The organism is Pectobacterium cacticida, assembly GCF_036885195.1.
Lineage (GTDB): Bacteria > Pseudomonadota > Gammaproteobacteria > Enterobacterales > Enterobacteriaceae > Pectobacterium > Pectobacterium cacticida.
Genome location: NZ_CP133656.1, coordinates 282,314 through 294,506 on the forward strand (window position 1 = coordinate 282,314; position 12,193 = coordinate 294,506).

At 50.6% G+C, this 12,193-nt stretch carries 15 protein-coding genes; 11 read left to right on the top strand and 4 right to left on the bottom strand.

Annotated elements, in window-relative coordinates; all coding sequences use genetic code 11:
- The 6 genes from mlaE to murA all read left to right on the top strand — a co-directional run bounded on the left by mlaE (window position 1) and on the right by murA (window position 4,005).
- Window positions 1-783, top strand: coding sequence for a lipid asymmetry maintenance ABC transporter permease subunit MlaE (gene mlaE, locus RFN81_RS01250; RefSeq protein WP_264497443.1), 783 nt, complete (start codon window positions 1-3; stop codon window positions 781-783).
- Between the two features lie 4 nt (window positions 784-787).
- Window positions 788-1,342: an outer membrane lipid asymmetry maintenance protein MlaD gene (mlaD, locus tag RFN81_RS01255; protein ID WP_264497444.1), complete on the top strand. Its 555-nt coding sequence runs from the start codon at window positions 788-790 to the stop codon at window positions 1,340-1,342.
- Between the two features lie 12 nt (window positions 1,343-1,354).
- Entirely contained in the window at window positions 1,355-1,978 is a 624-nt protein-coding gene (gene mlaC / locus RFN81_RS01260) for a phospholipid-binding protein MlaC (RefSeq protein WP_264497445.1), read from the top strand.
- A 19-nt stretch (window positions 1,979-1,997) separates the two neighbouring features.
- A complete protein-coding gene (mlaB, locus tag RFN81_RS01265) occupies window positions 1,998-2,288 on the top strand; it encodes a lipid asymmetry maintenance protein MlaB (protein WP_264497446.1) in 291 nt (96 codons plus the stop codon).
- A 121-nt stretch (window positions 2,289-2,409) separates the two neighbouring features.
- Window positions 2,410-2,664: a BolA family iron metabolism protein IbaG gene (gene ibaG / locus RFN81_RS01270; protein WP_264497447.1), complete on the top strand. Its 255-nt coding sequence runs from the start codon at window positions 2,410-2,412 to the stop codon at window positions 2,662-2,664.
- 78 nt (window positions 2,665-2,742) lie between these two features.
- Window positions 2,743-4,005 carry a UDP-N-acetylglucosamine 1-carboxyvinyltransferase gene (murA, locus tag RFN81_RS01275; protein WP_264497448.1) on the top strand — a complete coding sequence of 421 codons (1,263 nt, stop codon included), beginning with the start codon at window positions 2,743-2,745 and terminating at the stop codon, window positions 4,003-4,005.
- Between the two features lie 95 nt (window positions 4,006-4,100).
- On the opposite strand, the gene degS is transcribed toward murA, so the two are convergent.
- The 3 genes from degS to zapG all read right to left on the bottom strand — a co-directional run bounded on the left by degS (window position 4,101) and on the right by zapG (window position 7,381).
- Window positions 4,101-5,198: an outer membrane-stress sensor serine endopeptidase DegS gene (degS, locus tag RFN81_RS01280; protein ID WP_264497449.1), complete on the bottom strand. Its 1,098-nt coding sequence runs from the start codon at window positions 5,196-5,198 to the stop codon at window positions 4,101-4,103.
- Between the two features lie 133 nt (window positions 5,199-5,331).
- Complete coding sequence (gene degQ / locus RFN81_RS01285; protein WP_264497450.1) at window positions 5,332-6,702, bottom strand: serine endoprotease DegQ; 1,371 nt, start codon at window positions 6,700-6,702, stop codon at window positions 5,332-5,334.
- A gap of 274 nt (window positions 6,703-6,976) precedes the next feature.
- On the bottom strand, window positions 6,977-7,381 hold the full coding sequence (gene zapG / locus RFN81_RS01290; RefSeq protein ID WP_264497451.1) for a Z-ring associated protein ZapG: 405 nt from the start codon (window positions 7,379-7,381) through the stop codon (window positions 6,977-6,979).
- Between the two features lie 224 nt (window positions 7,382-7,605).
- Here zapG and zapE point away from each other — a divergent pair, with 224 nt between their 5' ends.
- The 5 genes from zapE (at window position 7,606) to sspB (ending at window position 11,300) form a co-directional block, all read left to right on the top strand.
- Window positions 7,606-8,757: a cell division protein ZapE gene (gene zapE, locus RFN81_RS01295; protein WP_264497452.1), complete on the top strand. Its 1,152-nt coding sequence runs from the start codon at window positions 7,606-7,608 to the stop codon at window positions 8,755-8,757.
- A 234-nt stretch (window positions 8,758-8,991) separates the two neighbouring features.
- A complete protein-coding gene (gene rplM, locus RFN81_RS01300; RefSeq protein ID WP_137712372.1) occupies window positions 8,992-9,420 on the top strand; it encodes a 50S ribosomal protein L13 in 429 nt (142 codons plus the stop codon).
- A gap of 15 nt (window positions 9,421-9,435) precedes the next feature.
- The gene (rpsI, locus tag RFN81_RS01305; RefSeq protein ID WP_005975490.1) at window positions 9,436-9,828 is read left to right on the top strand and encodes a 30S ribosomal protein S9; all 393 of its coding nucleotides are present in this window, start codon (window positions 9,436-9,438) and stop codon (window positions 9,826-9,828) included.
- A gap of 327 nt (window positions 9,829-10,155) precedes the next feature.
- On the top strand, window positions 10,156-10,797 hold the full coding sequence (gene sspA, locus RFN81_RS01310; RefSeq protein WP_264497453.1) for a stringent starvation protein SspA: 642 nt from the start codon (window positions 10,156-10,158) through the stop codon (window positions 10,795-10,797).
- 5 nt (window positions 10,798-10,802) lie between these two features.
- On the top strand, window positions 10,803-11,300 hold the full coding sequence (gene sspB, locus RFN81_RS01315; protein ID WP_264497454.1) for a ClpXP protease specificity-enhancing factor: 498 nt from the start codon (window positions 10,803-10,805) through the stop codon (window positions 11,298-11,300).
- 58 nt (window positions 11,301-11,358) lie between these two features.
- Here sspB and RFN81_RS01320 read toward each other — a convergent pair whose 3' ends face one another.
- On the bottom strand, window positions 11,359-12,132 hold the full coding sequence (locus tag RFN81_RS01320) for a (S)-acetoin forming diacetyl reductase (protein ID WP_264497455.1): 774 nt from the start codon (window positions 12,130-12,132) through the stop codon (window positions 11,359-11,361).
- Window positions 12,133-12,193: the final 61 nt, after the last annotated feature.

Sequence of the window (12,193 nt, forward strand, 5' to 3'; positions counted from 1 at the left end):
ATGTTATTACGGACATTGGCGTCGTTTGGGCGTCAGGGCATTGCCACCAGCGCGGCTTTTGGGCGCGCCGGGCTGATGCTATTTAATGCGTTGGTCGGTAAACCCGAATTCAGGAAACAGTGGCCGTTGTTGGTAAAACAACTGTACAGCGTTGGCGTGCAGTCCCTACTGATCATCATCGTATCTGGCCTGTTTATTGGCATGGTGCTGGGGTTGCAGGGGTACCTTATTCTGACGACGTACAGCGCTGAAGCCAGCCTGGGCATGATGGTCGCACTGTCACTGCTGCGTGAGTTAGGGCCTGTGGTGACGGCGCTGTTATTCGCGGGGCGTGCCGGTTCGGCGTTGACGGCGGAAATTGGCCTGATGAAGGCGACAGAACAGCTTTCCAGCATGGAAATGATGGCGGTTGATCCACTGCGTCGCGTTGTCGCACCGCGCTTCTGGGCGGGGCTAATCAGTATGCCGCTATTGACGGTGATTTTTGTTTCCGTCGGGATCTGGGGCGGCGGCCTGGTTGGCGTGGACTGGAAAGGGATCGATAGCGGATTCTTCTGGTCAGCGATGCAAGGCGCGGTTGACTGGCGTCAGGATATCTTGAACTGCGTCATTAAAAGTATTGTCTTTGCGATTACCGTAACCTGGATTGCGCTGTTTAACGGCTATGATGCGCTCCCGACGTCCGAGGGGATCAGCCGAGCAACGACTCGAACGGTCGTACACGCGTCGTTAGCGGTATTGGGATTGGATTTTGTGCTGACAGCACTGATGTTTGGGAACTGAGTCGATGCAAACAAAGAAAACTGAAGTCTGGGTTGGGGCGTTTATGCTGATCGCACTGGCTGCCGTCCTCTTTTTATGCCTGAAAGTGGCCGACCTGAAATCGATCGGCAGCGAACCAACATATCGTCTGTATGCGACGTTTGACAACATCGGTGGGCTGAAAGCGCGCTCTCCGGTTAGGATCGGCGGTGTTGTGATCGGGCGTGTAGCGGAGATCTCGTTGGATGAGAAAACCTATCTGCCACGCGTGGCGCTGGATATCCAGCAACGCTACGATCATATTCCCGATACCAGTTCTTTGGCTATACGGACTTCCGGGCTGTTAGGTGAACAGTATCTGGCGCTGAACATTGGGTTTGAGGATGAGGAAATGGGCACCGCAATTCTGAAAGACGGCGGTGTGATTCAGGACACCAAGTCGGCTATGGTGCTTGAAGACCTCATCGGTCAATTCCTATATAAGAGTGGCGGTAATGGCGAGGATAATGCGAGTCAATCGAAGGCGGAAACGGATGCCGAGCCTGCGCACAGTACTGAGCCTGCCCCTTTACATCCATAAGAGGATATCGACATGTTTAAACGTTTACTGATGGTGGCGCTACTGGTTGTCGCGCCATTAGCCAACGCGGTGGATCAAAAGAATCCCTATAGCTTAATGAATGAAGCGGCGGAAAAAACGTTTGCTCGTTTAAAAAACGAGCAATCAACAATAAAACAAAACCCTAATTATTTGCGTACTATCGTGCGTGAAGAGCTATTGCCCTATGTCCAGGTGAGATACGCCGGAGCGCTAGTGCTGGGGCGTTACTACAAAGATGCTACGCCGACTCAGCGCGATGCCTATTTCAAAGCGTTTGAAGCCTATCTTGAACAGGCTTACGGTCAGGCTTTAGCCATGTATCATGGGCAGACCTATCAGATTGCTCCAGAGCAGCCGTTGGGGGATGCCAATATTGTTGCTATTCGTGTCACCATCATTGATAACGGGGGGCGTCCTCCGGTCCGTCTGGATTTCCAATGGCGCAAGAACAGTAAAACCGGCAACTGGCAGGCATTCGACATGATTGCAGAAGGGGTCAGCATGATTACCACTAAGCAAAATGAATGGGCGACAATATTGCGCCAGAAAGGTGTTGATGGCCTGACTCAGCAGTTGGAATCCTCGGCGAAGCAGCCCATCACGTTAGATCAGTAAGCGCAATTTAGGTACGAAAATGGCAAACGCATTGAACTGGCAGACGCAGGCGTCAACGCTGGCTTTAACGGGCGATCTGGACCGTGAAACGCTATTACCGTTTTGGCAGCAGCGGGAAGCCTTGTTAGCGGGTAAAACCACGCTGGATGTCTCTGGGTTAAATCGTGTCGATTCTGCCGGTTTGGCACTGCTTGTATACGTTCACCAGTTGCCGCCTTCAGGCGGCAACATCAAGATTGTTGGTGCCAGCGAACGCTTAAAAACGCTCATTGCGCTTTATAATCTGAAGGAAATCATCCCGGTTGCTTAGGTTATCGCGTCGATGTCCTATTCCCTCTTCGGTCATCGGCGCATTCTTGGTTTTAGATAACCACAGATTCATCTAAGATACTTCCCTGTAAAACATCCCCCTGACATAGAAATAGAGAGCGATGGAAAATAACGAAATTAAAGACGTGCTGATGAATGCTTTAGCGTTGGAAGAAGTTCATGTTTCTGGTGACGGTAGTCATTTTCAAGTTATTGCTGTAAGCGACGTTTTTGCTGGCATGAGCCGAGTAAAAAAACAGCAGACCGTCTATGCGCCGCTCACTGAGTACTTGGAGGACAACCGTATTCATGCGCTGTCAATCAAAGCTTATACGCCGGAAGAATGGCGGCGCGACCGCAAACTGATGGGCTTTTAAGTTTCCCTGTGCGGGTGGGCATCAACCGTCAGCATTAGTGTGACGAATAATGAATTAAGACATTGAGATATAAAGACTATGGATAAATTTCGTGTTCAGGGCCCAACCCGCTTAACGGGAGAAGTGACGATTTCCGGCGCCAAGAATGCTGCGTTACCGATCCTGTTCGCCGCTTTACTTGCAGAAGAACCGGTGGAGATCCAAAACGTACCGAAGCTGCGCGATATTGACACCACCATGAAACTGCTCGGTCAATTGGGCGCGCACGTTGAGCGCAATGGTTCTGTTCATGTGGATGCCAGCAAGGTTAATGTATTTTGCGCTCCCTACGATTTGGTGAAAACCATGCGTGCCTCTATCTGGGCTTTAGGTCCGCTGGTGGCGCGTTTTGGGCAAGGTCAGGTGTCGTTGCCCGGCGGTTGTGCCATTGGCGCACGCCCGGTTGATTTACATATCTACGGCCTTGAGCAACTCGGTGCACAGATCGTACTGGAAGAAGGCTATGTAAAAGCGACGGTGGATGGTCGTTTGAAAGGCGCGCATATTGTGATGGATAAGGTAAGCGTGGGTGCTACCGTAACCATTATGAGTGCGGCGACGCTGGCAGAAGGCACAACGATTATTGAGAACGCCGCGCGTGAGCCGGAAATTGTCGACACGGCAAACTTCCTGAATACGCTGGGGGCGAAAATCAGTGGGGCTGGCAGTGATAAAATCACCATTGAAGGCGTCAAGCGTCTGGGCGGCGGCGTACACCGCGTGGTGCCTGACCGTATTGAAACCGGCACATTCCTGGTGGCGGCTGCGGTGTCTCGCGGGAAAATTACCTGTCGCCATACTCGTCCTGATACGTTGGATGCGGTATTGGCCAAACTGCGTGAAGCCGGCGCGGAGATTGAAGTCGGTGAAGATTGGATCAGCCTGGATATGCATGGGAAGCGTCCGAAAGCGGTGACCGTGCGTACCTCGCCGCATCCAGGGTTCCCGACCGACATGCAGGCACAGTTCAGCTTGCTGAATCTGGTCGCAGAAGGAACAGGGGTGATTACCGAAACCATCTTCGAAAACCGCTTCATGCATGTGCCGGAACTTATCCGTATGGGCGCGCAGGCGGAAATCGAGAGTAATACGGTGATCTGTCACGGTGTAGATAAGCTGTCCGGTGCGCAGGTGATGGCGACTGACTTACGTGCATCGGCCAGTCTGGTGTTAGCCGGTTGTATCGCGGAAGGCGTGACGATAGTGGATCGTATTTATCATATCGATCGTGGTTATGACCGTATTGAAGATAAGTTGCGTGCGTTAGGTGCGAATATTGAGCGCGTTAGTGCGCCCGAATAAACGCCCGCTTATTACATTTAACATCGGGTGGGAAGTCCCCACCCGGTTTCTTGTTCCCCGTCAGCATGGCTCTGATTAACCTATTCCGCATGCCGCTATTGCGTGGGGAACTCCTGAATCGTCATTTGTAGCGTAATTTGCTTATTCGCGCGTTCAATGGTGACCGGTATGACGGTGCCGGGACGTATTTCCGATACCTGCTCCATGGTTTCGATGATCGAACGTGCGGGCTTGTTGTTAACGCTGACAATGATATCTTCGACGCGAATCCCCGCTTTATCCGCAGGGCCGCCAGGATCAATCGTCTGTACGAGTATGCCGTTTAACCTCCCAGCGGCACCACGACTATTGGTTATACTATTGGTTTCAATGTTCTCAAGCTGTACACCATTGATGCCAATATAACCGCGAATAACGCGACCATCGCGGATGAGTTTATCCATCACTTTCGTGGCCAGCGCTACTGGGATAGCAAAGCTAATCCCTTCCGGCGTTTCGCCATTACTACTTTTATCAAATGAAAGAGTATTAATCCCAACCAATTCACCGAGCGTATTAACCAACGCGCCGCCGGAATTCCCATGGTTAATTGAGGCGTCGGTTTGCAGCAGGTTTTGGCGGCCTACCTGACTTCTTTGCTGTCCATAGGCGCTGAGACTGACGCGCCCGGTGGCGCTGATAATGCCCTGCGTAATAGTCTGTCCAAGATTGTAGGGGTTGCCGATTGCCATTACGACGTCACCGACATGCGGGATACGGTCTGGATTTATGGGGATAACGGGTAAGTTAACGCCATCAATTTGCAACACGGCCAGATCGGTCAGAGTATCGGAACCAATCACGCGCGCTTCGTACAATCTGCCGTCCGACAATTCTATCTGAATCTGCTGTACGTCATTGATTACATGCTTATTGGTTAAAATGTAGCCTTTTTCATTCATAATGACGCCAGACCCCAAAGGGTGAATAGCGACTTCGTTGTGTTTTTCCGGCTTAACAACACGGTTATAAATGTTAACTACCGCCGGTGCCGCGCGGCTCACGCCCTGATGGTAGCTTAGGGGGACGCCTTCCTTATTTTGGTCATTGCGTTTCAGAAACGATGTGCCAGACCCAATAAAGGGAAGTACGGCCAGGATAATACCGGCGACGAGGACACCTAATAGCGCTGAACGTAATAACTTAACAAGCATGGCCGTAATTTACTGTGGATGGAGTACATGAAGGGAGAATATCACGAGAAGCTCGGGCACCGCATAGCTCGGTGCCCGATTTTGCAAGATTAATGAATTTCCAATGGGTTATCTACTGAACAGTTAACAGTGATTAACGCAATAGCAGATAAATTGTTTCTTCGCCACGCACGATATTCAACGCCATAATGGTCGGTTTCGACTCCAGCAATTTGCGCAACTGCGAGATGTTTTCCACTCGCTCACGGTTCACTCCGATGATGACGTCGTCCTTTTGCAACCCAATCTGTGCTGCTGGCGTGTCCTTGCCGACGCTATCGATTTTTACGCCTTTACTGCCGTCTTTCAGTTGACCATTGCTCAGGGATGCACCTTGCAGTAGTGGCGAAAGCGTTTCGGCGCTCGTTGCGGCAGAGGCGCTGTTATCCAGCACTACGGAAACTTCCATCGATTTACCATCACGTAGCAGGCCTATTTTCACGGTTTTGCCCGGTGCGGTAGTGCCGATTTTCGCACGCAATTCCGCAAAGCTGCTGATAGGTTTACCATCCAGCGTAGTTAACACATCACCCGCTTTGATGCCGGCTTTGGCTGCGGCGGATTTCGGTATGACTTCACTGACAAAGGCGCCACGCTGTGCGTCAACTTTGAAGGCTTTCGCCATCTCGGACGTCATTTCGCTGCCCCTAATACCAAGTAAGCCACGTTTGACCTCGCCGAACTCCACGAGCTGCTGTGCCAGATTCTGGGCCATATTGCTGGGAATAGCGAAGCCAATACCGATATTCCCCCCTCCTGGCGCCAGAATAGCCGTATTAATACCGATTAATTCGCCATTGAGGTTAACCAGCGCGCCGCCGGAATTACCGCGGTTGATGGAGGCGTCGGTCTGGATAAAGTTTTCCAAACCTTCAAGATTCAAGCCACTACGCCCTAGCGCGGAAATAATACCGGACGTTGCCGTCTGTCCTAGACCGAATGGATTGCCGACGGCAACGGCAAAATCGCCGACGCGAAGCTGATCGGAATCGGCGATTTTCACCGCGACCAGATTTTTCGCGCCGTTTAACTGTAGCAGTGCGATATCGGTTTGCTCGTCGCGACCAATCAACTTCGCTTCATATTCACGCCCGTCATTAAGTTGGACGCGGATTTTGTCGGCGTTATTAATAACGTGGTTGTTCGTGAGCACATAACCTTTGGCCGCATCAATAATGACGCCGGAACCTAACCCTTCAAATGGACGAGCGCTTTGCCTGTCAGTCGGGAAATTGGGGCCAAAGAAGAATTTGAACTCTTCTGGTACGCGCTGGCGCTGAACCTGTGTACCTTCGACATGTACGCTGACCACGGCGGGCAGAACTTTTTCGAGCATGGGGGCCAGACTTGGCATCTGTTGCCCTTGTACCGCAGCAGGCAGCGCCGCATTCGCGACGGGAAGCGTGGACAGGGTTAAGCTTATACTCATTGCCAGTGCACTAAATAATAGTGATGTTTTTTTCATTGTTATTAACTCTCTTAGAGCCTGCGGACGAATAAAATGATGATATATAAACTTAAAGGCACGGTGAAGAGTCTGACCGGCGATCAATGTGTAAAGTTCACTGCTGTTTCGTCAGCAGATTGTAACTATTACTCTTAAACAGGATGTTATCAAACGTATCATGTTATCAAATGTTAGCGCCCTGTCAGCACGACCTCAACAAGCATACGTTTTAAGCGTAGAACATGGGAAAGGAAAACGTGAGGCATGAAAGCCCCACGCAAGGGAGAACGAATTATTTGCGAATTGGGCGCTCGGCGCGCAACAGACCTGATGCACCATCGGAATAATCACGTGGCGGCATATCTACCGGCGCCTGGTCGTTGTCTGCCTCTGACTCGGTCAGACGGTATTTAAATGGGTTATCCTGACCGGGAACGTGAGGCAACAGGCTATTGGAGCTTTTCGCCATGTGCTGATAAAGCTGGCGGTAATCATCCGCCATGTTATCCAGCAGTTCTGCACTGCGCGCGAAGTGTCCCACCAATTCCTGACGATACGCTTCCAGCTCGCTTTTGCTCTTCTCCAGTTCATTTTGCATTATTTGCTGTTGCCGCAGCTTACGGTTACCAAAGCGCATGGCGACAGCACCAATAATAATACCGACAACCAAACCTATCAGTGCATACTCCCAGGTCATAATGGCTCCTATTTTGACGTCGTAGTCCCGTAGGGTTTTTCACTTAATATATAGTCACTATAACCGTTAACCTTGCCGGAGTGGAATCCTGATGCTTGATGCCTGAAAAGAATGTTGATCTGCCGTAGACATCAAGGTTGTTAATTGCAACGATTACGGCTTAACTCGACGGTAACATACAGCAAAATACGGCTCACTTTTTTCTCTCAGGAATGATGAAGACTATGCGTATTCCACCGGTAACGCAGCAACAAATGACACCTCTGGCGCTTTACCAGCAGGCGCTTTCTGTTGGCGAATACCAACCCGATGATGTTCAGCGGCAAACTGTAGAATGTCTTGAGTCGATATATCAGGCACTCTGCGAACGTGCAGATAATAACGAGGGCGGGGCATCCGGCATCGTCGGGAAATGGCGTCACTGGTTAGGGCGGGGGAAGGAACACTCCGCAACGCCGGTTCGCGGTTTATATATGTGGGGCGGCGTTGGGCGAGGTAAAACCTGGCTAATGGATATGTTTTTCCATAGCCTGCCGGCTGGGCGTAAGACTCGCCTACACTTTCATCGTTTCATGCTGCGTGTACATGAAGAACTGAACCAGTTCCAGGGACAGGAAAACCCGTTGGAGAAGGTAGCCGACGGATTTAAGGCCGAAACCGATGTACTCTGTTTCGATGAATTTTTCGTCTCCGATATTACCGATGCGATGCTTTTGGCTGAATTGCTGCGTGCATTGTTCGCCCGTGGTATTACGCTGGTGGCGACGTCGAATATTCCGCCGGATGAACTCTACCGCAATGGATTACAGCGCACGCGTTTCCTTCCCGCCATTGCGCTGATTAAACAGCATTGTGAAATACGCAATGTTGATGCGGGTATCGATTATCGCCTCCGCACACTGACGCAGGCTCACCTTTACCTCTCGCCGCTGAACGCAGAAACGACGAGTGCAATGCAGCAGATGTTCACTCGACTTACCGGGAAGGTATGGCAGACGCCGGGGCCGGTGTTGGACATTAACCATCGCCCACTGGCGACGCTTGCCGCCAGCGACGGCGTGCTGGCGGTCGATTTTCACACATTGTGCGTTGAAGCACGGAGCCCAAATGATTACATTGCGCTGGCTAGTCTCTATCACACGGTGCTATTGCACAATGTAACCGTAATGGAAACAAAGGAAGAAAATACCGCCCGCCGTTTTCTGGCGCTGGTGGATGAATGCTACGATCGTCGCATCAAATTGATAATTTCTGCGCAAGCATCGATGTTCGATATCTATCAGGGGGAACATCTGAAATTTGAGTACCAACGCTGTTTATCCCGATTGCAGGAAATGCAAAGTGAAGCGTACCTGCGGCAACCGCACTTAGCGTAGTGTCAGGCGGGGTTTTTAGCCATTTTGGCGTGAAAAAGGTCGATCTTTAAGACTGACTTCTCTATAATCCTGCGACCCCACGTTACAACAAAGTTTTTTTCCCAAAACTTTATAGTGCCGGCAATGGCTATTCGAAGGGGTAGGTTTGCTGGACTTGATGGTCGTGTGAGCCTCAACTGTTTTCGAGCGTTCGGGTGTTCACCAACGTGTAACTAATTATTGGGTAAGCTTTTAATGAAAACTTTTACAGCTAAACCAGAAACCGTAAAACGCGACTGGTATGTTGTTGATGCGAACGGCAAAACTTTAGGTCGTCTCGCTACTGAACTGGCTCGTCGTCTGCGCGGCAAGCATAAAGCGGAATACACTCCGCACGTTGATACGGGTGATTACATCATCGTTCTGAACGCTGACAAAGTAGCCGTAACTGGCAACAAACGTTCTGATAAGATTTATTATCATCACACCGGTCACATCGGTGGTATTAAACAAGCGACCTTTGAAGAGATGATTGCCCGCCGTCCTGAGCGTGTGATTGAAATCGCGGTTAAAGGCATGCTGCCGAAGGGCCCGTTGGGTCGTGCTATGTTCCGTAAACTGAAAGTTTACGCGGGTACCGAGCACAATCACGCGGCACAGCAACCGCAAGTTCTGGACATTTAATCGGGATTATAGGCAATGGCTGAAAATCAATACTACGGCACTGGTCGCCGCAAAAGCTCCGCCGCTCGCGTGTTCATCAAACCGGGCAACGGTAACATCGTTATCAACCAGCGTAGTCTGGAACAGTACTTCGGTCGCGAAACTGCCCGCATGGTAGTTCGTCAGCCGCTTGAACTGGTCGACATGGTCGGTAAATTCGATCTGTACATCACCGTTAAAGGTGGTGGTATCTCTGGTCAGGCGGGTGCGATCCGTCACGGAATCACGCGTGCTCTGATGGAGTATGATGAGTCTCTGCGTGGCGAACTGCGTAAAGCAGGCTTTGTAACGCGCGACGCTCGTCAGGTTGAACGTAAGAAAGTCGGTCTGCGTAAAGCACGTCGTCGTCCTCAGTTCTCCAAGCGTTAATTTCTGGCTGCTTTGCAGCGAAAGCAATGCGAAAACCCGGTGCTGGTCACCGGGTTTTTTATGGCTTCTAATAAGTTTCATCATAATATTTGTTTTATTATCAGTATATTACTTATAGCGTGATGCTTATATCCCCACAAAACGAACAAAATCTGATAAACTATCTGCCGATTTTATGCCCATGTGCCAGCTATCATAGCTGCCTGAAACGTCGGTTTTTGCCGGACGACGTTTTGCCCATTGGCGAGATGAATTTCGAATAGCGGTTTGCAGATTATTTACTGCGTGGTTATTCACCGTATTTTCTCGATAAACTTGGAGGTTTTCATGGCTGTCGCTGCCAACAAACGTTCGGTAATGACGCTGTTTTCTGGTCCATCCGACATTTTTAGCCATCAGGTCCGTATTGTATTGGCGGAAAAGGGTGTGAGTGTCGAGATTGAGCAGGTTGACATGGATAATCTGCCTCAGGATCTTATTGACCTCAACCCTTACGGTTCCGTGCCAACGTTGGTGGATCGCGAACTAACGCTCTATGAATCACGCATTATCATGGAGTATCTGGATGAACGCTTTCCTCATCCACCGTTAATGCCTGTTTATCCAGTGGCCCGCGGCAACAGCCGTCTAATGATGCACCGTATTGAAAGCGACTGGTATTCTTTGTTGATGAAAATCATGCATGGCGGCGTCCAGGAAGCGGATGCGGCGCGTAAGCAGTTACGTGAAGAACTACTGGCTATTGCTCCGGTGTTTAATGAGACGCCTTATTTCATGAGCGAAGAGTTTAGTCTGGTGGATTGCTATTTAGCACCTTTACTATGGCGTTTGCCACAGTTAGGTATTGAGTTGAGTGGCTCCGGCGCAAAAGAGCTGAAAGGTTATATGACTCGCGTCTTTGAACGTGATGCGTTCCTGGCTTCCCTGACGGAAGTAGAGCGTGAAATGCGTTTGCAAACCCGAGGTTAATCGGCATGACGTTGTCTCAATTGTCTCCACGTCGTCCGTATTTGCTACGGGCTTTTTATGATTGGTTACTGGATAACCAGTTAACTCCCCATCTGGTAGTGGATGTCACTCTGCCGGGCGTATCGGTGCCGATGGAATTTGCTCGCGACGGGCAAATTGTGTTGAATATTGCGCCGCGCGCGGTTGGTGGGCTTGAATTAGCTGATGACAGCGTGCGCTTCAATGCGCGTTTTGGCGGCGTACCGCGCCAGGTTTATGTGCCGATGGCGGCCGTGATGGCGATTTATGCGCGTGAAAACGGGGCAGGGACAATGTTTGAGCCAGAGCCAGCGTATGAGTCTGCGGGGGAATTGGACGGCGCGAGAGACGACGCCCACTCTGCGGCGCCAGTGATGTCGGTGGTCGAGACTCCATTAGATTCTGCGGCATTGAGCGACAGCTCTGATGATGAACCGCCACAGCCGCCTAAAGGTGGTAGGCCGTCGCTGCGAGTGGTTAAATAGGCAAAAACTAAGGGCACCACAGGTGCCCTTTTTACAGCGTTAATTAGCGTAGCATGGGTTAATTAAACACCATACCACCATCAATTAATAACGATTGTCCCGTCATATAGTCAGAATCATGGCTAGCCAAATAGGAAACACAGGCGGCGACATCTTCTGGCTCGGATAGGCGACCGAGCGTGATGCGTTTAGCAAATTCCTCAGTCGCATAGCCACGCGGTTTACCGGCCGACTCAGAGATTTTCCGATCGATTTCATCCCACATTGGCGTTTTTACGATGCCAGGACAGTAGCCATTGACCGTGATGCCTAGTGGTGCCAAATCACGCGCAGCGGTCTGCGTTAACCCACGGACTGCAAATTTACTTGAACTGTATACGGCGAGTTCGGGGTTCCCTACATGCCCGGCCTGAGAACAGGCATTGATGATCTTGCCGCCATGCCCCAGTGATTTAAAGGCATCAAGCGCGGCTTGAATGCCCCAGATGACGCCTTTAACGTTAATGTTATAAACGCGATCGACAATCTCTGGTGTGATATCTTCAATCAGCGTTGATGGGGCAACACCCGCATTATTGACGATCACATTAAAGTCGCCAAAATGCTTTTTAGTTTCGGCGACAGCCGCGAAGACTGCCTCGCGATCTGAAACATCTGCCTGTAATGCGATAGCTTGTCCGCCTGATTTTTCGATTTCCTGCGCGACACTGTGCGCGGTTTCCTTATTGTAGTCCACGATGGCGACGGCAAATCCGTCAGCCGCCAGTCTGAGAGCAATAGCACGGCCAATACCTTGACCTGCGCCTGTCACAAGAGCCACTTCGACTGCCATATATTCTCCTTAATAAAATCCAATCATAATGAAGGCAAACTATGTTCAGGTCAGTATAGAG